Here is a 23,093-nt window from a genome sequence, read left to right as displayed (position 1 = left end):
CCATGATCGACCAGCAAGAGGAGGATATCGTTATGCGGATCGGCATCATCGGCGCGATGGATGAAGAAATCGCGCTGTATTTGGAAGCGATGGGACAGACGAAACAGACTGCCAAAGCAGGGATCACCTACTATGAAGGGGAGATGGAAGGTAAATCCGTCGTTCTCTGCAAATCAGGTGTAGGCAAGGTAAATGCGGCTGTCACCACACAAATATTGATTGATCAGTTCCAAGTGGATCGCGTCATTTTTACGGGAGTAGCAGGTGCGGTTCATCCGGAATTGAATATCGGGGATATCGTCGTATCGACAGATTGCGTCCAGCATGACATTGATGTCTCTGCGCTGGGGTTTGCGCCAGGTCAAATCCCGTTCACTGAGCAATGGGTATGGAAAGCGGATGAGGAATTAATGCAACAGGCGATCGAAGCCGGCAAAGAGGTTGACGCAGGCATTCAAGTCGTGAGCGGGCGTATTTTATCCGGTGACCAGTTTGTAGCTAGTCGTGAAAAAGTGAAGTGGCTGTTCGAGCAGTTCGAAGCTCATTGCACGGAGATGGAGGGAGCTTCCGTTGGCCAGGTTTGCGCGATGAACAACGTGCCGTTTGTAGTCGTGCGTTCCATGTCGGACAAGGCGGATGGTTCCGCCCATGTCAACTTCGTGGAATTCACCAAGCTTGCCTCGCAACGTTCTTACGCGATCGTTCGCAATATGCTGACGGCGGGTAGTGAAGCTGCACAGGTCATTGTCTACTCTACGCAAAATTGCATTGATTGCAATCTGGTGAAGCAGTGGCTGACTGCCAAAGGAATTTCCTTTGAAGTGCGTGATGTCATGACGAGCCGTGACTACCAAGAGGAAGTCGAGCGCTTTGGATTCATGGGCGTACCTGTGACAGTCATCGGGGACAAAGCTGTAAAAGGTTACCAGCCAGCTGAGCTCGAGCAGTTGGTAAGTAGCCTTTCGTAAGGCAAGGCAAAAAGCGTGAAGGCAACGTATCGGAATGATACGACGTCTTCACGCTTTTTGCTTTCTCTCCGGGAAAATCTCAATCTACAGGGGCATACATCAAAGCACGCTCTAGTGTTATCTTGTTCTTTTGTGTAATTTCTTCCCGGCGAGGAATGGCTGGGAATGGTTCGTCAAACAAACGCTTGGGTAGAGCCAGCTCGGAATGCGGCTGCCAGCGTTCGCCCCATGCTTCTGGGAGCGGCCCGTCTGTCAGGGGCTGATCCGTCATTTCGCTCCACAATAAGGTCCAGGCACGTGGAACGACCCGCCAAATATCGTAGCCACCGCCACCGACAGCGATCCAGCGACCATCACACAGCTCATGCGACAGCTGATGAGCGAGCCGAGGGATTTCCTGATAGATTTTCATCGAGCAGGACAGATGAGTGAGTGGATCGTACGCGTGGGCGTCGCAGCCGTTTTGCGTCAAGATGACATCTGGCTTGAAACCGCGAGCGATCTTGGTGACCAGCTCCTGATAAATATCGAGGAACGATTCGTCTTCCGTAAAGGCATCAAGTGGGACATTCACGGAATAACCGTAACCGCTACCATCGCCGCGTTCTGTGAGATTGCCGGTGCCGGGGAACAAGTACTTTCCCGTTTCGTGCATGGAGACAGTCAACACGTTGGGATCGTCGTAAAAAGCCCATTGCACACCATCGCCGTGATGGGCGTCCGTATCGATGTACAGGACCCGCGCATTCCACTTCTGGCGTAAGTAGGCAATCGCGACAGAACAGTCATTGTAAATGCAAAATCCGGAAGCTCGTCCGCGAAAGGCGTGATGTAAGCCACCTGCAGGATTGAATGCGTGCTCGGCTAGGCCACTCATCACGGCTTCCACGGCATTCAGTGTTCCTCCTGCAATGAGGGAAGCTGACTCGTGCATGTTGGCAAAGCAGGGAACGTCTTCCGTACCTACCCCATAGCTGGTAGCGAGAGGAAGCTCTGCTTCGCTATGCCCCTGATCGCGTATGAATTGTATGTAACGTGAGTCGTGAACCATCGCCAGCTCTTCATCGGTCGCGTGACGCGGTGGCAGAATGTCAGATTCAGAAAGGATTCCGTACATGCTCATCAGATCATGCATGAGGAGAAGACGCCGTTGGTTAAATGGATGCTCGTCATTGAAATAGTAGTTGGTGTAGTCCGAAGAATAGATGAGACGGGCATTGCGGCTCACAGAGGATTCCCTCCTTCTGTTGGCCAGACGACGGTAAATCCTTTTGCGGAAAGTCTCTGGATGACGATGCGAGGATCGATCGTCTGTACGCGGAAGACCAGATTTTTCTTGGGAGGTTTTTTCCCCGGGTAAACGACGACACTACAGACGTTCACCTCGGCTTCTCGAAAAACCTGGCTCACCTCGGCTAGCATGCCAACTCGATCATCCACTTCCACTTCAATGTGAGAGCTTGGTTTGTTGACGCCAAACAGCTCGATCAGACTGGAAAACAAGTCCGATTCTGTGATCATGCCCACGAGTCGAGTTCCTTCGACGATTGGCAGCGAGCCGATCTTATGCTCGTAAAGTTGTGCAGATGCATCCTCGATGAAGTCTAGCGGATGGGCAGTAATGACCTGCTTGTACATGATGTCAGCGACTGGCTTGTGCAAGATGGTGTCATCATCCTCGTGTTTCAGCAGGCGGGAGGGAAGGGCATCGCGCAGATCGCGGTCAGAGAAGATGCCCACCAAACGATCATGTTCCACGACGGGTAAATGTCTGATTCGATTGGAGCGGAGTAACAGGAGAGCTTCCCCGATAGAGGTGGAAGGATTTACCGTGACAACGTTTTTTCGCATGATATCCTCAATACGCATGAGAGGCCTCCTTTTTCGCATCCGAGAGGGCTTTGATCTAGTTAATAAAGAAAACGATTTTGAAATCGCATGGCGTCAAAAGCTTCGACGGTTTCTGGAGGGACACGCTTGCCGATTTTTGCCATCAAGCAATTGGCGGGGTGAGAGCAGATTTCCGGATCATCCGTCGCCATCCAGGTCATCCCGACGCTCCCCATGACTTTTTCCATGACTTTGCGATACTGCCAGACGTCCAGTCCGGTTCCTTTCAGATCCCAATGCCAGTAATATTCAGTCGTGATGATGACGTAGTCTTCTATGGCATCATCCATAAAGGATACTTCCAGCAGTTTTTTGGCAACACCGCCTGCTCGGACCAGATGGCTGATTTCAATAGCACCTAGCTCCAGAAGATCGGGAAGCTTGGCTTGCGACCACCGCTCCAGTGGGTCTGGATGGAGAAAGGTTACGTACCCGAGTACAAGATCGTCCTCGCGTGCTACAATGATGCGCCCCTCAGGGAGATCAGCTATTTCGATAAGGGCTTTGTGCTGCTGCTCGGGAATGCGGAAGGCCTTAAGACCTTCGTCAAAGCGGAAGGAGGCGAGCTCGCTTCCGGAAATGGGTCCCTCAATCAACAGTTCTCTTCCGTTCACAGTCATTTTCAGCGAATGATAACGCTTGACGTGATCCATCAGTTCCCCCCCTGTTTTTGTAGAAAAAGAGAGATGGTTATGACAACCATCTCTGCTTCTTCTTTCAGTGTATTCTTAGTTGTTGGCCGTGACGCTGTTCGAATGTGACGATTCTCCGTAACTGTTCACAGCCGTAATGTAGTAGTTTCCATTTGCTACATCCGTAGTATGCGTGTAGCTCGTGGCAGATACCGTATCGATCAGCAGGAACCCGCTCGTCGCATCCGGTTTGAAGTAAATATTGTAGGCAATGACTTGCTCAGATGTAGCATTTGCTTTCCACTGCAGCTTCCATCCGCCACCTGCTGATTTGATCGTCAACGATTTTGGTGTAGATGGAGGGGATGTCGTTGCAGCTCCAGGGTCCGTTTGATTACCGTTATCTCCTGGGACAGCTCCATTTCCATTTCCGTTTGGATCGGTAGTATCACCTGGAACAACAGGAATATCAGGAATTCCTGTTCCTGGGTCCTTATTCGGATCTGGCAACTGCCATGTATGCGAGCCGGTGCCACTGGTTGCGATAGCAGACGGCTGTGATTCCTGACCGGTAATATCGACGGCGGTCACGTAATACCCTGCATCTCCAATGACTGCTCCCGTCTCGGTAAAGGTCAGTACAGATGGATCCTTGATAGTGGCGATGCGGATGAAACCATTTTGACTATCAGCGCGATAGATTCGATAGCCTAACAGATCGGCTTCTTTGGCGGATTGCCAGGTGAGTACACTTTGCTTGCCTGTCGTATTGGCTACTAAACTGCTAGGTGATGCCGGAGCCCCAGCGACTTCTGTACGCGGATCTTCCTTATCTGGGAGTCGTTGTTCCCAGTCAGGAGGATGGAGGGCAACTTTCTTGTTTTTCTCCTGAATTTGGTCCTTGGTCGGGAGCGGATCAGGTGAGCGGTAGAAGACGCCTTCGGTAACAAAGTCATCAGGAGTGCCTTCTTTGGCCAAATATCGTTCGTCGTCATAAGTGACAATACGAGCTTTCTGATGCGTATCGTCTACTTTCGTCGGTACGAAACGACGGTTGAACAAGTCTGTGATCACGTGACCTGCTTCCTTGGAAAGCTCGCTCGGCAAGAGGCCCGATTTGGAGTCCACAGTGGCACTGACGATTCCATCCGGTTTCTGGAACTTGTCATCCGGTGGCGACAAATTCGGTTGGTTTGCGATAATGTCTTTCATGATCTTGCCCCATACGACCATCGGTACGTATTTATCGGCATCTGGCATCGGATACGGCTCATCAAAGCCGACCCAGACACCCATGGACAGCTCTGGCGTATATCCGACAAACCACAGGTCATTGCTGCTGTTGGTTGTACCGGTTTTGCCCGCTACGTCCACTTTTTTCGGTACGTATTTTCGAATGTGAGTCCCTGTACCTGCGTTGACAACAGAGCGCATCATGTCGGTGATCAAGTACGCAGTCTGTTCGCTGTACACTTGTATGGGTTGTGCCTCGTGTTTATAAATAACCTTGCCTTGGCTGTCCTCGATGTGATCAATGAGGTAGGCGTCCACAAATGAGCCGTGGTTGGCAAAGGTGGCGTACGCATTGGTCATCTCTTCGACGGTAGTACCGTATGTAAGTCCGCCGATTACCCCAGTCGAAGCGTAGTTGTCTGCATCAACGAGTGTCGTGATCCCCATCTTTTTCACATACTCGAGGGCTGTCGGGATGCCCACTTTGAGATAGGTTTTGATGGCCGGAATGTTCCAGGACATCCGCAGGGCTTCACGCGCGCTCATGATACCTTGCCATTTGTTATTCCAGTTCATCGGCAGGTGAGAGCCGTTTTGACCGTCTGCGAGCAAGACGGGTGAGTCATCGAGAGGAGAAGCTGGTTGCAACAGCCCTAATTCAAAGGCTGGAGCATAGGCAGCAAGTGGTTTCATCGCCGACCCAGGCTGTCTCGCGGCGGTGGCATGGTTCGTCTGTTCCACTTTAAAATCACGACCACCGATCATCCCGAGGATGGCACCGGTCTTGTTGTGGATCAGCATAGCGCCGACTTCTTCCATTGCATTCTCGATCTTCTCTGTCTTGCCGTTGGAGCGGCGAATTGTATAAGAGCGATTTTTACCGAAGTTCTTTGGATCATTCGCGACGGCTTGCATCGTGGTGTACACGTTTTTGTCGATGGTGGTATGTACCTTGTAGCCGTTGCGGAGAATGTCCCGTCGCTTTTCTTCTACTAACTGGCGATACTCGTTTCGGCCTACCGTCTCTTTGTCCCTGCCTTTTTCTTTGAGGTCCACGTCGACCAGCTGGCGCGCAGCACGTTCTTCGATTTCCATCATCAGGAACGGCACTTCGCGATAGGCTTGTTCGGTAGGTTTTGCCAAGGACGCTTTGAGATCCGCGTTGGTGGCTCCAGCGTATTGCGACTGGGTAATGTAGCCATTTTCCACCATTCGGTCGAGAACCATTTTCTGGCGTTCTTTTCCGCGCTGGTAGCTCTCGTTTCCAAACGGAGAATAGGCGCCTGGATTCTGAATCATCCCTGCCAAATACGAGCTTTCGCTGAGGTTCAGCTCCTTAACGTCCTTGCCGAAGATCCCTTTTGCGGCAGCTTGTACCCCGTAGACGTTCGAGCCGTTCGCATTTTTTCCAAAATAGATCTCATTCATGTAAGCTTCCAGGATCTGATCCTTGGAAAACATGCGCTCGATCCGCAGGGCGATGAAGATTTCCTTGGCTTTGCGGGAATGGCTGACTTCAGCAGAGAGAATCGTATTTTTGACGAGCTGCTGAGTTATGGTGCTTCCTCCCGTTACGACAGGCTGATTGGTAAAATCTTGGATCGCTCCACGCAAAGTGGACTGCACGGCGATCCCGTTGTGATGATAAAAACTTTTGTCCTCAGTTGCGATGATTGCGTTGATCAAATAGGGAGAAACGTCTGCTTTTTTCACCAATCGTCTGTCGCCCTCTTCCGCTCGCAATTGACCGATAAGAGAGCCATCATTGTAATAGGCGAAGCCAGTCAGATAGTTCGTGAAAATCTTATTCTCTAGTTCTTCCTTGCTGCGCACAGGCTCGTCTTTCACGAGTGCGGCAACATAACCTGTCACGATTCCTCCTGCAACGACGCCTCCCATTATGCCTAGTAGAAACAGCAGCTGGACGATAATCCAGATCGTTCTACCGCGGCTTCGTCGGCGTTTTTTCTTCGTCGGTTCAGAGGAAGAATTGTGGCTATTCGACATAGTCTATGACCCCCTAGCATACACCCTGATTATACCATACGAGGGACATGGAGGATAGAAGTTGAGAAGTGGACAAGCGGGGAGACGGTGTGTAGGAAAGCCTGATATTTTTACAAAGAACTAGACTTCGTGAGCCAAATAGAAAAGGAGTCTGCTCGGTAACAAAACCTACTGAACAGACACCTTTTTAGAAGCTACGGGACGATCTTCTACTTTTTCTGCGATCGGAAAACCGTTGGCACCGTGAATTTCGACGCCATCTTGCGCAGCTAAAGAAAGCGTAGCTTGGGTAGAGGATCAAGCAAACGCAACTTTTGTGACGATAAGACGTGTAAAGAAAAGGGGTCGCCCTAATGAAACCATGCAAAAGGGAGTGGATCGGGATGGTAAAGGCACTCATCGAGGAGTACGGAAGCGGGCTCGAACGGGTAAGGGAAGCAATTCGCGCACTGTCAGAAGAGGAGATGCACTACAAGTCGGGGCCAAACAAATGGAGTATTCATGAGATTATCGTCCATCTAGCCGATGCAGAGCTAGTAGGTGTGCACCGCATGAAACGAGTGCTTGCGGAAAACAATCCGATGCTGACGGCGTACGACCAAGACGCGTGGGCCACTTCATTGGGCTACTCAGACCAGGATGCAGAGTATTCCCTTAAACTGTTCGGATTAATGCGGGAGATGATGCTTCCAGTGCTGCAGAAGGTGGAAGGCGCCGATTGGCAGCGCTGTGGAATTCATGAAGAGGCGGGACCCTTGACATTGGTTCAGCTGCTTGAGCGGTACGTGAACCATGTGAGTGATCATTTGGAACAGATCCAGAGGGTGCGAGCCGCCTATCGAGAACAGACAGTTCGATAAAGTGCAAATTAGAAAACTTGGCCCACTAAGACTTTTGGCGGAGCCTTAGTTGTACTTATACTTTTCTGAAAGAATAAAAAAGAGTAGGCCACAAGTGGCGCTACTCTTTTTTGGACTCCCAGTCGATTAACGGCTGTAGAACTCAACGATCAGAACTTCGTTGATTTCAGCTGGCATTTCTTCACGGTCAGGCAGACGAGTGAAGGTACCTTCAGCAGCAGCATCGTTGAAAGTGATGTAGTTAGGCAGGAAGTTACGGCCTTCCAGGGAGTTCTTGATGATTTCCAGACCACGGGATTTCTCGCGGATGGAGATCACATCACCTGGTTGAACACGGTAAGATGGGATGTTAACTTTTTTGCCGTTTACCAGGAAGTGACCATGGTTTACCAACTGACGAGCAGCTGGGCGAGTTGGTGCATAGCCCATACGGTATACCACGTTATCCAAGCGGGATTCCAGCAATTTCATGAAGTTTTCGCCCACTACGCCAGCCATTTTGTTAGCATGGTCAAAGGTGCGGCGGAATTGTTTTTCGTTAAGGCCAAACATGTGGCGCAGTTTTTGTTTTTCTTGCAACTGGATTCCGTACTCGCTCATTTTACGACGGTTGTTATGACCGTGTTGGCCAGGAGGGAAGTTGCGTTTGATGTCTTTTCCTGTACCATCGAGGGAGATACCCAGACGACGGGCAAGTTTGTGACGAGGTCCTGTGTAACGTGACATATATTCATTCTCCTTTAATATGGATTCGCAGGTGTTTACTTCCGACAGGTTAGTTCCTTCTTTATCTACACGAACTTCGGACGGTAGCGTTTCCGCATCGTGCTCCTCACAGGTAGTACAGCCGCTGCCTGAAAGGGAGGGAACTAAGAGGGTACATCCTTCCGTTTTTACCTGCAATCAATGCTACCCTGTACACATACATTCAATAATACTCGGATAGGCAGTTCGAAGTCAAGGGAAAAGAAAAGCGCCATCCGGCACCAATATTGGCGCGGACGGCGTCAGACTTACTCGTATTTGGCCTGATAGGTGACAGGTTGTGAGTCTTGATTCCCCCGTTTTTCGAGGAAGCGTGTAAAGGTTGTGGCAGCATCGGCGCGGGAAACGGTCGCTGTCGGCTTGAACGCTTGTTTGTCAGAGGTCATGATGCCAAGAGTCGTCGCGATGACGATTGCCCCGCGGTGCTTCGTGTTGGCGATGTCTGTCAGGTTGGACTGGAACATCGAGGAGTAGTCAGCCAACTTGTTGTAGCCCAGAGCACGCACGATCATATCTGCCAGTTCTTCCCGATTGATTGGCTCATCTGGATTGAGCTTGGAAAGATTTTTCTCGAGCAGACCGCGGTCAACGGCAGCCTCGACAGCGGAGAAGTAGCGGGAACCGTTTGCTACGTCACTGTACGTATTCTTGCGCTCGGCTGAGTACATCGGGTAATAGCGCCCGTTGTTCAGGCTGATCATTAGCATTTCGATCATTTCGCCGCGAGTGATCTGTTTTTGTGGCATGATTTTGCCGTCGATCAGGGAAAGAGCATCATATTCATACATCAGGAGCAATTCTTTCTCTACTGGATGTCCTTCCAGATCAGAGGGTGCTGGTCGATGCAAATTTATGACTTTTCCGGTTGATTGTGAACGCCACTCTCCCGTTACGGCATCGTAGAAATATGCCTGTTCAAATGGAGTGGTTGTGGCACGATACACGAGTTTGGCTGTTCTCTTGGGTAGGTAAGACGGCAGTGCTTCCATTTTCTTGCGATCTTCTGTACTCAAAGGTGTCAAGACGTAAACCGCTTCCGTCTCGATTTCACCCTTCCATGCAGATATAGCTTCTTGCTCAGACAAATGCTTGCCTGGCTTGGCTGGGTATGTCTCGCTTCCGATCTCGGCGTAATAGGAGAGGAGCTCGCCAGACTTCGTGTCAAAGGTCAGGGATGCCGTACCGGATGCGGCAGCAATCCCATCCAGATAGCGTTGGAAGGTTATGCTGTAGCGATCCGAGTCGCCTTGATCGGCATCTTCTTGGCTGCGGTCCACCAGGTACAGTTGATTCGCTAGCGTTGGTGTCCATTTACGGACGGTTTCGATCGCTTTTTCCTGGAGTTTATCGGTGCTGACTTTTTTGGTGGAGCCTTCGGATGACTTCAGTGGACGTATGTCTTTGTTATAAGCGTAAATATCGCCTGTTCCTGCATCGATGGACACGTATGCAAAGCCACCGTTGCGATTGTCCTTTTCCCCGTATTCCAGATTCCAGATAGGTCGGTTTCCGCGGTAATCTTTTTCATTATAATTAGCGGAGCGCAGCTCGTATTTGTCGAGATCAAATGTGTCGGATGCCACTTTGATCGCTTCGTCTTGAGAAAGGGCTTTGCCCGAATGACGAGCGGGCAATGCTTTGGGGCTCACAGGGGCCGGTTCCTTGACCTGACTGCGAGGAATAAGGGATGCAGTCGTCAAAGCGGAGCCATCAGCCGCATCGATGTAAAAGGTGAACGGATTTTGATAGGCTAGGGTCGGCTTGGTGCGTTCCTCGCCTCCTTTTTCCCAAGGAATGAGATAGGAGAGTCGAGCATTGGCCTGTGCGGTCATCTGTTTCTCGGCTTCCTCTGGGGAGATGACCTTGGATGGTTTTTCAAACGTGACGTCGTTCCATGTGAGCGAGTATCCGATCACTGATCCAGCGCTGTTTACAGTAATGTCAGCACTATTGTCAGGAAAGAGCATCCCATCGACAACCCGAACAAAACGGAAGGAATACGCGGTATCCGTGTTCAGCGGCGTCTTGGGAGCAGGCATGTCGCGGACGTACAGGCGAGTCTGCTCGGCTTTACCCGCGTTGTATTTGGCCAGGAAGTTCTCGGCTTGCTTACGCGCATCTTCATACGATATCCGTTTGGCATACGGCAGGTTCGACGCTCCGCGATCATAGCGAGAGTAAGCAGTCACCTCACCTGTGTTGGCATGGATACTGACGCTGTAAGACAATTCTACATCTTCACTGTTTGCTACTTTCTTTCCCCAGCTAAAAGACCATTCAGGGAACGGTCGCCAAGGGTCACTCGAACGGAACGAGACATTGGTAAGCTCCAAGCCTTTTGTTGGCACGAGCTTTTGGGCGAGAGTCACTGCATCCTCTTTGGACAACTTCACCTTGCTGGCAGCGGCGAGCATAGCACCACCTACTTGAGAGTTATTGGAAACGGCTTGGTTAGAAGCATTAGGCGTTTGTGCGTGTGCTGAAAAAACAGGGAACACCAGACTAGCAGTCAATAGAAATGAGCTTGAGCGAACGAGCCAAGGCTTCATGTAAACCCCTCCAACGATGTCAATATTTTCACTTACCACTCTGACGTACCAAAGGGAGATGGCGTTTCACCTTCTAGAAGAAAAAGGTTGAAATGTAGTTTCGAGGGCAAGAAAGGAAGAATTATGGGAATTTTGTCCCAAATGTTTTTTGATCAATCTAGAATTGCGTATAAGCATCTTATATAATAAAAAGTACTATCAATTAGAAAGATTACCAAAGGAGATTATCGTCTTGGAAACCATCATGTACCTCGTCCGCCACGGAGAAACAGAATGGAATCAGATCAGGCGCATTCAAGGTCACAGTGATATCGACTTGAATGAGCAGGGGTTGCGCCAGGCAGAGCAGGTTGCCCGTCGGTTCCGGGGCGAGACGATCCACGCCGTATATTCTAGTGATTTGAGCCGTGCTCGTGTCACTGCGTCCAGAATCGCCGACCAATCGGGCTCAACCATTTCCACCCGGTCGACACTACGGGAGCGATGCTACGGACAATGGGAAGGATTGACCTACGAAGAGATCCGCGCACGATTTGAAGCGCAGGATGAGACTGCTTGTGGGATCGAGACTTTTGAGGACATGCAGCAGCGTGCTGTGAATGCCTTGACAGAGTTAGCCAAAAACCACCCGGACGAAGCGGTGGTCGTCGTGTCGCACGGCGGTTTGATCAACAGCTTTTTGCATTACGTGACTGCCGGGGAGCAGGGAACGGGCATCACGCAGATCGATAATACGGGAATCACGATGTTCCGGTATACCGACAATCGGTGGGAAGTTCTGCAGGTGAACGATACAGACCATTTGGGAATTTGAGAAAAATGCGTAAGAGAGGGAGTATCTCGTGTCAAGTAAAATGTTGGGGAAGTTAGAGACGGTCTTTTCCTACACGGCCCATTTTATTCTACAATCTTGGCCGGAAAAGCGCCCAGGCATCCTTTTCTTGACAGATTCCGGGGGCCGTGTAATCAACTTCATGGAGATGCAGGTAGGCCAATCCTGGAACCCTCAAGGACTTGACCTGATGCTACACTCTGTTCCTTCCGGTCATGTATTTGAGCTGACCGCGGAGGCGGCTAGCACCGGGGAAATTGTCATGAGAGCTTGGAAGGGTGATCCCAACGTATACGGGGCCATTCCTCTGCTTGAAAATGACGGACGCGTACGTGCCGTGATCGGGATCATTGCTTCCCAGTCAGACATAGACGTTGATCTCCATTCCTACATGCGAGGATTGGAGCCCATGATTCGAATGGGGTATGACGCCTACATCCAGCACGCAACTAGCCAGATTGTAATGGATCTCAATCTTCATGACACCACGCGTGAGTTATTGGTTAGCTTGACGAATCAGATCAGCGAAATCATCCAAAAAGGCTATTGTTCGGCCGTGAAGTTGTCCGAAAACGGGTTGTGTATCCCACAGGAATGCGTGACAACACAGCGAATGGAAGAGGGACAGAGCGAGATATCCCAAATCGTTGCACGTTTCGGACAAACTCCTGTGATCCCGACCATTCTCGAAGAAAACCGGATCGTGGTCGTGCCGATCATGTGCAATGGCAGCCCGCTCTATGCGTTGCTCCTCCATCTGCCAGCTGATGAGACAGATTGCTTGTATGATGAGCGGGATGTTGCCTTCTTGCAGGAAGTAGGGGAAAAGGCGAGCAGTGCGCTTTGGCGGGCCGTTATGGCGGATGATTTGCGAAGGGAAGCCAGCAAAAAGGACTTGTTGTATCAGCTCATGTCCAAGATTCAGGCATCGATCGATGTGAATGACGTCTTGCACGAAATCGTGACGAGCATTCCTAGCTTGTATCCGCACTTGTCCGTAGAGTTGTTTTTGACGGTCGAACCGAATGCCACTACGCCAGTCAAGCAGCTTTCCTTTCAGGAAGCGGAGCCTTCGACGAGCACAAGAGCGTATCTCGAAGGCAGACTGATCGTGGAAAAAGTGGAAGAGGAAGATCAGTCCACAACAGTGATTGCGGCTCCATTGTTGGGGAAACAAGGGATTTACGGTGTGCTGCAGGTCACATCGGATCAGCGGGTGTCCTTGAGCCAGCATGAGACAGATTACATTGCGATCCTGGCTGATACGGCGGGAACCGCATTTGAGAATGCCCAGCTGTATCAGCAATCCCGAAATTTGATTCGTGAGCTGAGACTGATCAATGAAATGGCGCGACAGCTGAATCGCAGCCTCGATTTAAAAGAAATACTGGACTTTGTGACCACGATGATGGGTGCTACCTTTGATGCTGAGTTTTGTGCTATTTTGAGCAAATCGCCTGGGGAGGACCGCTTTGACGTGCTCTCGTCCTCGTTGCCGGAATTCACCGGAATGACCGTGCACACAAACGAGAAGCCGTTCCAGGAAATTTTGCAAAACAAACAGGCGCTATTACTGGCTCAGCCAGGTGCTGGACCCCTACCGTTCTCACTTTTGCCTTGTTGCTCGCTAATGGGTGTGCCGCTGATCGTGGAAGGCGAAATTAGTGGAGTGCTGCTAGTCTCTGATTCGCGTTATCATTTTTTTAGTTTTGACGACTACAAGCTACTCGAAATTTTCGGACAACACGCCAGCCTGGCGATGACCAACGCAGTCTTGCACAACGAGATGGAACGCATGGTCATTACAGACAATTTGACCGGTCTCTATACTCGCAGGCATTTGAATGAAAGGGTCCGCTCCTCGCTGGAAAAGGATGGGTACGGTTCCCTGATCTTGATCGATATCGATTACTTTAAAAATGTGAATGATACATTTGGTCATCAGGTGGGGGACGAAGTATTGATACAGGTGTCCAATCTGATTCGCCACAGTATTCGTGACAGTGATATCGCTGCGCGTTGGGGAGGCGAGGAGCTGGCTGTTTATCTGCCGCGCGTAGACAAGACCACGGCACATAGTGTGGCAGAGCGCATCCGGCACTGCGTCGAGCAAGAGACGTCGCCACAGGTAACGATCTCGTGCGGTCTCGCCAAGTGGAGCAAGGAATCGGATTTCGATCTCAGCGTCGAATCGCTGTTCCATCAAGCCGATATTGCGTTGTACGAAGCAAAGAATTCGGGAAGAAACCAAGTTGTGTTAGCATAGAGCCAGACATTGGCTCTCTTTTCTTTTTTCGGAAAAAAGGGGCCAATCATTGAGAGGTTTACGGGAGGAAATCAGATGACACCACACGTTCAGCGAGGAATCGCGCAAGAAATGGCACCAGATGTGTTTCGGTTGGAGCTACCGACTCCATTTAACGTAGGTCCTGTCAATGTGTACCTTGTAAAAGGCGAGAAGCTGACGCTGATCGACGTAGGACCACTCACCGAAGAGGCGTGGCAGGCTCTTACAAACGGACTAAGCTCGATCGGAATGAGTATTGAGCAGATTGAGCAAATCGTGCTCACTCACCATCATGTTGACCATTGCGGACTGTTGGAGCGGGTCAGACAAATCTCTGGGGCAAAGACACTGGCTCATCCACTGGCGGCTCCGTATATCGAGCTCGACGAGGAATTCATGGACTTTCATGACCGGTTTTTTACGGACCTGTACAAGCAGAGCGGTGTACCTCAAGAGAAAATGTACATCATTCAACGATTTCACCAACTTATGAAAACATTTTCGGAAACGAGTCGTATTGATGTACATCTGAAGCACGAACAGACTGTTCCACACTTGTCGCAGTGGCAAGTCATGTATACCCCCGGCCACAGCCAGAGCCATTTGTCTTTATACCGCGCTTCTGACCGCGTGATGATCGGAGGGGACCATATCATCAAGCGGATCTCCTCCAACGCCTTTATCGAGCCTCCACGCGACCGTAGTAGCGTGCGCCCTTTGACGTTGGTGCAGTATCGAACAGCTCTGCAAATGTGTGCGGATATGGACATTGAGCAGGTGTTGTCAGGACATGGGGAACCAGTACTGGACCATCGAGAGCTGATCCTCGCCCGATTGCGAAAAAACTGGGAACGGACAGATACGCTTCGTCGACTGCTCGGAGACGGAGAAAAGACAGCCTACGAACTGACGGCTCTGCTCTTTCCAACTCTGTATGAAAAAGAACTGCCGCTTACCATCTCGGAAACATTGGGGCACATTGATTTGCTGACGATCTTGCATCAAGTGGATGTGCGAGAACAGGAAGGTGTGCTCTACTACTCCGTATAGCGAGAATAACCTTTTTCTCCCCCGGAAACGCTATGAGGGATGAGCTTTGCCAGAGTAGCGTGAAGGAGGGGTAATTATGCGCAAAGGTTGGATGATTTGTCTCGTGACCCTTTTATGCTCAGCCTTGGGCGGCTGCAATCAAATGGGGGTAAAGCAAAACGCGGGTTCGACGTTTGATCAGGTAAGCGATCATTTCACTACACAAGATGCTTACGAATTTCACGGTCTTACCAAGTTACTCACGGAAAACAGTGCAAATGGCAACGTCGTAAACTTTTCTGGACGAAAAGATAAAGACGCCGTCTATATGAATGTGAAGCTGTCTATGCCAGACGAAAATCGGGTAAACAATCTTAGCCTTTTGCATCAGGGAGAAAAGCTGTATGCCAAGCAGGGCAGCGATCCAAATTGGAAGAGTGTCACCCATACACAGGCAGCCTTTCAGCAGGAAATGAATAACTGGGATCCAGCTTACGCGTTTCAACAGATGGCGGAAATGAAAAAGAACGTGCTTCCTCTGCCAGATGAGGATCCAAATGATGACTTAGAAGCAGTAAGAGTCACGCTCGATCCTAAGAAGTTGAAAAGCTGGCTGGTGACTCAAATGAGCGAGCAGTCCTCGGGCTCCCAGATTCAGTCTACGTCTACCGCTTCTTACAAACCAAGGCTGAAATTAGCGATGGCTTTGTCTGATGGGGATTGGAAAAAGAGCTCGACAGGCCACAAAGGTCCGCGGATCCAATCCCAGGCTGCGCCGAATGTCAAAGAGATCGTGGATCAAATGGACGTAAATGCGGAGTACACGGTCTACTACAACAAGACGAGTATGCTCCCGGCTACTATCAACATGTCCATCCAATCACAATATGATTTGAATGGGCACCGTGTTCGCGAGCATTCCCAAGTGGAAACGTACCTGCAAAATTACGGGAAAGTCAAGCCGCTTCCCAATCCGGAAGAACGTCAATCAGCCAAATAAACTGTACCCAGAGGCGGTCTTTGTCCGACATCAGTTGGAGGAGATCGCCTCTTTGCTGGGAAAGACCAGTTTCTTCAGCCTCATCTGAACTGGAAAATGATCAGAAGGCCCGATGGCAGGTGCAGAAGCATCGATGAAGGCTAGCTCAGGTGATAGGAAAATGCGATCGATCTCTTTAGGGGTACGCGTATGTTTTAGGGTGCGAAGTGCATGCTTCTGTTCGTGTGCAGGATCGCGGTACACACCTCGCAAGGTATCGAGTAATGGATCGGTGGGGAGCATGTTGAAATCACCGAGCAGTATGCTGTACTTGTACGACTTTTCTTGCAAATAAGCGTGCAATGATTCAATTTGATCTCTATGTTCTGACTTTTTTACGCCTAAATGTGAAACCAGGACATGAAGCGGTTCGCCATTCCAGTCAATCGTTACATCCAACATACTTCTTGGCTCCCAGTCAGCAGGGAGTTTCTTTAGTTCGGCATGTTGAATGGGGTACTTGCTGAGCACGGCATTGCCATATGTTCCGATCACAAAATCAATGGATGGTCCGTAGGCGTAGTTCATCTCAAGTCCTTTCGCGATCGCTTCGACCTGATTCACAAACTGGGAGCGTGGTAGGTTGTTATCCACTTCTTGTAGGGCAATGACATCTGCATGGAGAGAATGGAGTGCAGCAATGACGAACTCGGGATCGGCATTTCCCGAATCCGTACGACATCCCCGAATGTTATACGTAACGACGGACAGTGGATGCTCGTAATTACTTGACAGAGACTCGGAGGATGGGGCAATATTCCGGATGATCGCTCCTCCTGTCGGAAAGGTAAACAGGGTGAGACACAAGGTGAGTGGTAGCCATTTTTTTCTCATGGTACCTCCTTTGCGACGTCGACATAAATAGGGAGCTTTTTTTATCGTGCAGGAATTCATAAGCGCGAATGCTTATGAATTCTGGAGCGAATAAACTTTCCGCTTAAACGCGGTCGCTCCTCCATGAACCAGCCTAGATAGTGGTTTTTTTATCATAGCTCGTCCAGTCGTAGGAGGAATACTGGAAAACTTTGTCGAACTAACAAACTAGACTATCTTTTTACGTCGAATCATCAGTACAATGGATGAGAAACCTGACTGGCCTTTGGTGATGCACCAATACAGGAGGGACTAGGCAATGGATCAGACGAAGATGCGCATCCTGTCAGCAGCGGCTAAGCTATTTGACATACATGGCTACAAAGGTACATCGGTTCGACATATTGCCGAGGAGGCTCAGGTGAACTCCGCACTCATCTCCTATCACTTTCAGGGGAAGCAGGGCGTACTGGAAACCTTGATTGCCTCTTATTTTGATACGTTATTCCGGCTGGTAGAAGAGCAGGAAATCGAATATAAAAATGCACCACCATACGAACGACTCGAACAGATTATCGGGCTCTATTTGCGTTTTCAGTGCGAGCACGCTCCGATCACTAGGCTGATCCAGCGAGAATTGAGTGTAGAGTCCATGCTGGCGAGGGAAGTGTTGACCCTCTACATCAGCCGTTGGAAGCATGGATTGTCCCGAGTCATTGACATAGGCATTGCATCAGAAGAATTTCAATCCGTATCTGCGGACAAAATCGTCTTGGCTGTTATCAGTCAAATGACGTATCCATTTTTGCAAGCTCAAATGGTTCGCCAGGTCTATGATCTGGAACCGTACTCTGAGGAGTTCGCCTTATGGCTGCAAGCCTCCATCATGCGCTATCTGCGGGCATGCTTGCTAGATGCATAAGCAATACCCTCTCCCATGAATACATACGCTAAGGGGTTGTATGACAAGTGAAACGTTCATTATTCATGCTCTGTCTGGCAGGCATGTTACTATATGCGAATCCGGCTTTTGCCACGCCGTTTCCAGATAAATCAGATGAAGTCGTGCAGGACGCTGACAACTATTTGAAAAAAGAAGATCGAACGAAATTCGCTAATGCCCTCAAAGAGAATCCAGGCAGCTACAAAGTCGTTGTGGTAGAGAGCACATCTCCTGAAGCGGAGTCTCCCGATATTTACGCACAGAAGCTGTTTGATAATTACAATCTGGCCGATGATGCCTTGATGGTTGTCCTCGATATGGATACGGAGCAATTAGGAGTATACGCGGGTCCTTCCTTGCAGTCCAAAGGTGCGAATCTCGAGATGCTCCACGATAAAATTACTTCCTACTACGACCCGTTTCGCAATCAGAAGCAATATTTGACCGGAATCCAGACACTGATCACAGAAGTCAATTCTGAACTGGATAGAATCAAAACAAACCAAGGTGCAACGACCGCGGCCACAACTGATCAGCCTGATGCCCAAACGAAAGAAAAGGAAGGATCAGGTCTTGCTAGCGTGCCATGGTGGATTTACTTGATTGGGGTGGTCTTTGCAGGACTTTCCGTCGGTCTGATTTATGCCATGATGCGTCGCCGGTCCATTTTTGCACAAGTAGATGATGTGGAAGACTGGAAAGAAGAGCTGGTAGAAAAAATCAATGTCATCGAAGTAGAAAAACCATTGCGCCGCTCCAGTGGCATGACAGAGGTTCGGTACCATCATCTCGCTGATAAAAAAGAAAATCTCCTGCGCATCCGTATTCCCGATGTGGAAATGATGATTCTCGATGCGGAGGAAGCATGCGATCGCTTCCGCTTTACGTTGGCGCTCGGTATGCTGGATGAAGCCAGAGCGGCGATCACCGAAATCGAGCAGGAATTGGCGGAACTGAAAACAGACACGTCCAAAGTGGCGGTAACCAAACAGGAAAACAAGGTCGTCATCCCGGAAATCGGTAAGCTGGTTGAGCAAGTAGAACGACGTCTATCTGACTTGCGGCTGGAGTACGGACTTTCGTTTCATGAGCTAAAGTCGACACTGGATGAAGTCGAAACGATGCGCAAGCTGGTCAAAACCTCGCGTGCCGCTGGAGATGATGTACAGGCCTATGAAACGACAATGAAAGCGCAGCAGCTGCTGGAGAACGTGAACAAATCGATGGAGCAGATCCCAGCGATGGTCCAGCGCATTAAGAAGGAACTGCCAGAGGAATTTAAACAGCTCGAAGAAGGCATTGATCAGGTTGTTCGCGATGGCTTCCAGTTGGAGCAGGATACGCTGGAAAATGCTTTGATGCAAGCCAAGCAACTGCTGGCGGCGTCAAAAAGCGCCCTGGAAGAAGGCAGTCTGGAAATGGTTCAGACCCATCAAAAAGCGTTTGAGGTATTGATGGACGCCACTTATCAGAGCTTGGAAGAAGCGGTGCTGGCGCAAAGAGAAGCGGCAGCAGCGCAAGCCAAGCCTGCCGACGTACATTTGGTCGAACAGCCAAAAGAAAACAGGGATGGGGATGCTGACGAGGCCTTCCAGTCAGAGGTGCTTTCTGTAGAGCATGACCAGCTACAGGCTATCATCGAAGATCAGCATGAAGATCAGCATGAAGATCAGCATGCAGAACAAGCGGAACCGGCCCCAGTCTACCAGCCTGCTCGTTCAGACAAAGAGACTGGGAAGGCCTACGACTATGAGGCAGATGAAGAATATGAAACAGTATATCCACAAACGGCAGAAGTCTCTGCTGCGGAAGTAAGCAAGGCAGAGCGTGACGTGTTGCTGAATGCAAAAGCGATCCCATTCCCGTCCTCCCCACGCCAAGCTCCCGCTCCTACGACTCAGCAAAAGACAGTGGAACCAGAACTCGATGGTGAAGAAGAGTACGAGTTGGTCATTCCCAAGCGTCCAGCAGAGTGGGAAGAAGGGAATTCAGAGGTCGAGTCACCGTACTTGGTCATCGAGACAGAGGATGATGCACTCGATGAACTAGAGCGAATCTCTGGGACACTGGTACGGGTTCGCCAGCAAATCAAGAGAAGCTATCTACCAGGTATTCCTGATCATTTGAAGTATTTGTTTGAAGAAGTGGTGCAGACGTTAGCACGAATCAAGGCGATGATGGAGCAATATCGCTACGATCTGGAGGAGGTTTCGATTCTCATCCAGGACGCCAACGAATTAGTAGGCGAGACGGAGCGGATGGCAGAACGGATTATCTCGACGTGCCAGTTGGCGGAAGGAGCTATTCAGTACACCAACCGCTATCGTAGACAAAACCGTCAAGTGAACGATTTACTGACAAAAGCAGAGCAGTCGTTTAGACAGCTGGCTTTCGCGGAAGCCTATCAGTTAGCAGAAGAGGCGCGTCTGGTAGTCGAAGGGGCTCCAGAGGAAACGGAGACGCGCTGGTTGCTGCGGAGGAAGAAAAAGGGGTGAGACGTCTTTGAATTTTCCTCTGTTTCTTCTCCTGATCGGCGTCATAGTGATGATCCAGCCTCGAACGAAACGCTGGAAGTCCCGTATGACGGCCCATTTCAAAGGAGATGAAAAGCGGGTCAAGCAACGCGCAAACACCTTTTACTTGCTTGGCTTCGCTTTTATAATGGCTGGCTTTGCCTATTTGTACCAAGCGGTAGGATGATGAAAAGAGAGCAAGAACGAGACACCCGTGCGGATCGCATTGGGTGTTTTTTCGTTTATGAGAATGGCCCCATGGAGCAAAAAAAAAAGAAGCGTCGCTCACCGAGGCGACGCTCCATATAGGGAAGATAAAGGGAGTAAAGGTGTGATAACCAGCATCTTACAACTAGGGGGGAGTAAGATGCTGATCACTCTTTTCCAAAAAGAGTACCTTCTCTTTAGCTTCCCCGTTCTGGCCCTACTTAAACCTCATTTGCAGAATATTTTTCCAGCGCTTCGAGGGCGCTGTGTGTTCCTGCGACATGTCCGGAGGAAAAGGCGATCGTAATATTGTAACCGCCCGTGTGTGCGTGCACGTCCATCACTTCTCCGGCAAAGTAGAGGCCATCCATACATTTGGATTGCATCGTGCGCGGATCAATTTCTTTTACGCTGACCCCACCGCCAGTGATGAACGCTTCCTGCAAGGAGAGTGTTCCTGTGATCGTCAGCGGGAATGCCTTAATGAATTTCGCCAAGCCTGCCCATTCCTGTTTGCGCATGTGGCTGAGCGTCGTATCCTCAGGAATGGAAGAGAGCGAGAGCAAGAGCGGAATGATCCGTTCTGGCAAATATCCTTTCAGGACGTTTTTCACTGCTTTCTTCGGCTGCTCCTCCAAAAGGCTCCAGCTTTCCGCTGTAATTTCTTCTGTGGACTTGCTAGGCATGAGATCAAGCGTAAGGGAAAGCGGAACGGACCCGTGCTTGCGCTGCGTAATGGAGACATAATGACCCATTCGCAGAGAGGAGGGACCGGACAAGCCCTGATGGGTAAAGATCATGTCACCTTCCTGTGTGTTGACCTTTTTCCCGTTCGGGGCGTACAGTGTCATTTCCACATCGCGCAGAGAAAGTCCCTGCAACGATTTATCGTGGATGAACGAATCGTTTGCCACCAGTGGTACTTCCGTCGGATACAGGTCGGTAATCGTATGTCCGGCATCTTTGGCCCATGTGTATCCATCACCGGTGGAACCAGTCTGTGGTACGGAACAACCACCGACGGCAATAATGACACAGGCAGCAGACAGTTCTTCACCGGATTGCAGCTGGATTCCGACCGTGCGGCCATTTGCATACAGGACTTGCTTCACTGCGCTGTTTAAGCGAATGGTCGCGCCTTGTCTTTTTAATTTGTCTATCAGAGCTTGGGCGACCGTGACGGCTTTATCTGTCACAGGGAACATACGACCGCGATCCTCTTCTTTCAGTGCGACCCCGAGCCCCTCGAAAAACTGGATGATTTCCCGATTGCTAAACTGAGCGAATGCGCTGTACATGAAGCGTCCGTTTCCCGGCATCTGCTTGATCAGTTCATCCTGCTCCTTGGCATTGGTCACATTGCATCGACCGCCACCTGAGATAATCAGCTTCCGTCCCAGCTTGCCGCCTTTTTCCACCAGACAGACTCTCGCTCCCTGACTGGAAGCAGCGACAGCAGCCATCAATCCAGATGGACCGCCGCCGATAACAATGACATCAAAATCGTGTTCAGATCTATGCATGTATTTTTCTCGTCCTTTTTATATAGGGTAGGCCAACACCCATTGTACCACAAGCCTCAGGCATTTCGCTCTTACCCGCGGGAAGAGGCGTTCAGGATCGCAGGGAGCGGCTGCTTGTCGAGCACGTAACGGACGACATCCTGATCACGGACGATGTACGTCACTGTATAGCCCTTTTCCATGTAAGACTGAAACAGCTCGCTTGTCATTTTGCGCCAGGCTATTGCGGTATCCATGTCTCGTCGTTTGACCTCCTGGAAATGGGCAGGGACCGGGAGCGACAAGACGGGATCCTGCAGATCGAGTCGCATGCCGAGTGGGCGTGGTAGTTCATCGATCATTTCGTAGGTGAGCACCTCAGGAGCATCCTTCACTTCATCAGGAACTTGGACACTTCCATCGTGAAGGCGTTCTACGCGATGACTCTCTAGAAACCATTCGACGAGGAAGCGGTCCGTTGGAAGTCCACGGTTGAATTCATCGTCGAGCTCTCCATAGCAGTCAGGAAGATAAGAGCGGACGATTCCTCCTAGTTTGACGATATTGAGAATGCCGTTTACCGTTTCTAGAGGATCGTACGTCCACGTAATCTTCGTATGCCCCATGGCCAATGCTTCCTCACGCTGTAGCCACTTCATTTTCACGCCCAGCCCTTGCTTGCGGTAGGCAGGCAAAAAGCCGAGCATGTGTGAGCAGAGGTGAGGCTCTCCGCGGGTATAGCCAGGAAAACTATAGAGAAAGCCAATCATCTTGTCATCATCGAAAGCTCCCATAAAGAGACCGCCAAATTTGGCGATCGTAATGGTCATATGATAGGGAATGACTTCTTCCGTATTCCAGACGTCGCCTTCTAAGGCTTCGACTTGCTGCAGCTCAGTAGGCTCGGTTAATTTGCGAAAGGTAATGGACATGTTTTTTCCTCCCAAACAATGTGTACACGTAAAAGCATTCGGGAAACGAATGCGTATTCCTGCTACAGATCGGTTGCATCCCTCTGCGCCCT

Annotated in this window: 18 protein-coding genes; 9 read left to right on the top strand and 9 right to left on the bottom strand. The window is 50.2% G+C overall.

All coding sequences use genetic code 11. The annotated features are described in order from the left end of the window. The first annotated feature begins 32 nt into the window (after positions 1 to 32). Positions 33 to 968 (top strand): 5'-methylthioadenosine/adenosylhomocysteine nucleosidase, encoded by a 936-nt coding sequence (locus AN963_RS10595; protein ID WP_055744576.1) that lies wholly within the window; start codon positions 33 to 35, stop codon positions 966 to 968. Between the two features lie 79 nt (positions 969 to 1,047). On the opposite strand, the gene AN963_RS10590 is transcribed toward AN963_RS10595, so the two are convergent. The 4 genes from AN963_RS10590 to AN963_RS10575 form a co-directional block, all read right to left on the bottom strand. Then, positions 1,048 to 2,196 carry an acetoin utilization protein AcuC gene (locus AN963_RS10590; protein WP_055744575.1) on the bottom strand — a complete coding sequence of 383 codons (1,149 nt, stop codon included), beginning with the start codon at positions 2,194 to 2,196 and terminating at the stop codon, positions 1,048 to 1,050. Then, entirely contained in the window at positions 2,193 to 2,837 is a 645-nt protein-coding gene (locus AN963_RS10585) for an acetoin utilization AcuB family protein (RefSeq protein WP_055744574.1), read from the bottom strand. Before AN963_RS10585 ends, AN963_RS10590 begins: the two co-directional genes overlap by 4 nt. 41 nt (positions 2,838 to 2,878) lie before the next feature. Beyond that, positions 2,879 to 3,511 (bottom strand): hypothetical protein, encoded by a 633-nt coding sequence (locus AN963_RS10580; protein WP_055744573.1) that lies wholly within the window; start codon positions 3,509 to 3,511, stop codon positions 2,879 to 2,881. Positions 3,512 to 3,586: 75 nt separating this feature from the next. Next, a complete protein-coding gene (locus AN963_RS10575; RefSeq protein ID WP_055744572.1) occupies positions 3,587 to 6,730 on the bottom strand; it encodes a penicillin-binding protein 1A in 3,144 nt (1,047 codons plus the stop codon). A 353-nt stretch (positions 6,731 to 7,083) separates the two neighbouring features. Between AN963_RS10575 and AN963_RS10570 the strand changes: the two genes are divergently transcribed. Then, the gene (locus AN963_RS10570; protein WP_236707945.1) at positions 7,084 to 7,590 is read left to right on the top strand and encodes a DinB family protein; all 507 of its coding nucleotides are present in this window, start codon (positions 7,084 to 7,086) and stop codon (positions 7,588 to 7,590) included. Between the two features lie 126 nt (positions 7,591 to 7,716). Here the strand turns inward: AN963_RS10570 and rpsD are convergent, their stop codons facing one another. Both rpsD and AN963_RS10560 read right to left on the bottom strand, forming a co-directional pair. Then, positions 7,717 to 8,316, bottom strand: coding sequence for a 30S ribosomal protein S4 (gene rpsD / locus AN963_RS10565; protein WP_055744571.1), 600 nt, complete (start codon positions 8,314 to 8,316; stop codon positions 7,717 to 7,719). Between the two features lie 287 nt (positions 8,317 to 8,603). Continuing rightward, positions 8,604 to 10,904, bottom strand: coding sequence for a YcdB/YcdC domain-containing protein (locus AN963_RS10560; RefSeq protein ID WP_055744570.1), 2,301 nt, complete (start codon positions 10,902 to 10,904; stop codon positions 8,604 to 8,606). A 232-nt stretch (positions 10,905 to 11,136) separates the two neighbouring features. Here AN963_RS10560 and AN963_RS10555 point away from each other — a divergent pair, with 232 nt between their 5' ends. The 4 genes from AN963_RS10555 to AN963_RS10540 all read left to right on the top strand — a co-directional run bounded on the left by AN963_RS10555 (position 11,137) and on the right by AN963_RS10540 (position 16,052). Further along, complete coding sequence (locus tag AN963_RS10555; protein WP_055744569.1) at positions 11,137 to 11,718, top strand: histidine phosphatase family protein; 582 nt, start codon at positions 11,137 to 11,139, stop codon at positions 11,716 to 11,718. 40 nt (positions 11,719 to 11,758) lie between these two features. Next, complete coding sequence (locus tag AN963_RS10550; protein WP_055744568.1) at positions 11,759 to 14,002, top strand: sensor domain-containing diguanylate cyclase; 2,244 nt, start codon at positions 11,759 to 11,761, stop codon at positions 14,000 to 14,002. Between the two features lie 75 nt (positions 14,003 to 14,077). Beyond that, entirely contained in the window at positions 14,078 to 15,073 is a 996-nt protein-coding gene (locus tag AN963_RS10545) for an MBL fold metallo-hydrolase (protein WP_055744567.1), read from the top strand. Positions 15,074 to 15,149: 76 nt separating this feature from the next. Continuing rightward, a complete protein-coding gene (locus tag AN963_RS10540) occupies positions 15,150 to 16,052 on the top strand; it encodes a hypothetical protein (protein ID WP_055744566.1) in 903 nt (300 codons plus the stop codon). A 30-nt stretch (positions 16,053 to 16,082) separates the two neighbouring features. On the opposite strand, the gene AN963_RS10535 is transcribed toward AN963_RS10540, so the two are convergent. Then, complete coding sequence (locus tag AN963_RS10535; RefSeq protein WP_055744565.1) at positions 16,083 to 16,925, bottom strand: endonuclease/exonuclease/phosphatase family protein; 843 nt, start codon at positions 16,923 to 16,925, stop codon at positions 16,083 to 16,085. Between the two features lie 298 nt (positions 16,926 to 17,223). Here AN963_RS10535 and refZ point away from each other — a divergent pair, with 298 nt between their 5' ends. From refZ to AN963_RS31345, 3 genes are read left to right on the top strand one after another with little or no spacing between them, the layout of a single operon-like run. Further along, a complete protein-coding gene (refZ, locus tag AN963_RS10530) occupies positions 17,224 to 17,826 on the top strand; it encodes a forespore capture DNA-binding protein RefZ (protein WP_055744564.1) in 603 nt (200 codons plus the stop codon). A gap of 47 nt (positions 17,827 to 17,873) precedes the next feature. After that, positions 17,874 to 20,342: a septation ring formation regulator EzrA gene (locus tag AN963_RS10525; protein WP_055744563.1), complete on the top strand. Its 2,469-nt coding sequence runs from the start codon at positions 17,874 to 17,876 to the stop codon at positions 20,340 to 20,342. 7 nt (positions 20,343 to 20,349) lie between these two features. Then, positions 20,350 to 20,547 (top strand): hypothetical protein, encoded by a 198-nt coding sequence (locus AN963_RS31345; protein WP_055744562.1) that lies wholly within the window; start codon positions 20,350 to 20,352, stop codon positions 20,545 to 20,547. 241 nt (positions 20,548 to 20,788) lie between these two features. On the opposite strand, the gene AN963_RS10515 is transcribed toward AN963_RS31345, so the two are convergent. Both AN963_RS10515 and AN963_RS10510 read right to left on the bottom strand, forming a co-directional pair. Next, positions 20,789 to 22,090, bottom strand: a complete 1,302-nt coding sequence (locus tag AN963_RS10515; protein WP_055744561.1) for a BaiN/RdsA family NAD(P)/FAD-dependent oxidoreductase — start codon at positions 22,088 to 22,090, stop codon at positions 20,789 to 20,791. A 71-nt stretch (positions 22,091 to 22,161) separates the two neighbouring features. Beyond that, entirely contained in the window at positions 22,162 to 23,001 is an 840-nt protein-coding gene (locus tag AN963_RS10510; RefSeq protein ID WP_055744560.1) for a GNAT family N-acetyltransferase, read from the bottom strand. Positions 23,002 to 23,093: the final 92 nt, after the last annotated feature.

The sequence above is a fragment of the Brevibacillus choshinensis genome (assembly GCF_001420695.1).
Lineage (GTDB): Bacteria > Bacillota > Bacilli > Brevibacillales > Brevibacillaceae > Brevibacillus > Brevibacillus choshinensis.
The sequence above is the reverse complement of the archived record's forward strand: the minus strand, read 5'-3'. Positions and strand labels throughout refer to the sequence as shown.

Excerpts from the sequence above, each read along its gene's own strand:
- AN963_RS10515 (WP_055744561.1), bottom strand. The coding sequence starts at position 22,090 with ATGCATAGATCTGAACACGATTTTGATGTCATTGTTATCGGCGGCGGT.
- AN963_RS10585 (WP_055744574.1), bottom strand. The coding sequence starts at position 2,837 with ATGCGTATTGAGGATATCATGCGAAAAAACGTTGTCACGGTAAATCCT.
- rpsD (WP_055744571.1), bottom strand. The coding sequence starts at position 8,316 with ATGTCACGTTACACAGGACCTCGTCACAAACTTGCCCGTCGTCTGGGT.
- AN963_RS10550 (WP_055744568.1), top strand. The coding sequence starts at position 11,759 with ATGTTGGGGAAGTTAGAGACGGTCTTTTCCTACACGGCCCATTTTATT.
- AN963_RS10545 (WP_055744567.1), top strand. The coding sequence starts at position 14,078 with ATGACACCACACGTTCAGCGAGGAATCGCGCAAGAAATGGCACCAGAT.
- AN963_RS10510 (WP_055744560.1), bottom strand. The coding sequence starts at position 23,001 with ATGTCCATTACCTTTCGCAAATTAACCGAGCCTACTGAGCTGCAGCAA.
- AN963_RS10560 (WP_055744570.1), bottom strand. The coding sequence starts at position 10,904 with ATGAAGCCTTGGCTCGTTCGCTCAAGCTCATTTCTATTGACTGCTAGT.
- AN963_RS10570 (WP_236707945.1), top strand. The coding sequence starts at position 7,084 with ATGAAACCATGCAAAAGGGAGTGGATCGGGATGGTAAAGGCACTCATC.
- AN963_RS10535 (WP_055744565.1), bottom strand. The coding sequence starts at position 16,925 with ATGAGAAAAAAATGGCTACCACTCACCTTGTGTCTCACCCTGTTTACC.
- AN963_RS10595 (WP_055744576.1), top strand. The coding sequence starts at position 33 with ATGCGGATCGGCATCATCGGCGCGATGGATGAAGAAATCGCGCTGTAT.
- AN963_RS10575 (WP_055744572.1), bottom strand. The coding sequence starts at position 6,730 with ATGTCGAATAGCCACAATTCTTCCTCTGAACCGACGAAGAAAAAACGC.
- AN963_RS10540 (WP_055744566.1), top strand. The coding sequence starts at position 15,150 with ATGCGCAAAGGTTGGATGATTTGTCTCGTGACCCTTTTATGCTCAGCC.
- refZ (WP_055744564.1), top strand. The coding sequence starts at position 17,224 with ATGGATCAGACGAAGATGCGCATCCTGTCAGCAGCGGCTAAGCTATTT.
- AN963_RS10580 (WP_055744573.1), bottom strand. The coding sequence starts at position 3,511 with ATGGATCACGTCAAGCGTTATCATTCGCTGAAAATGACTGTGAACGGA.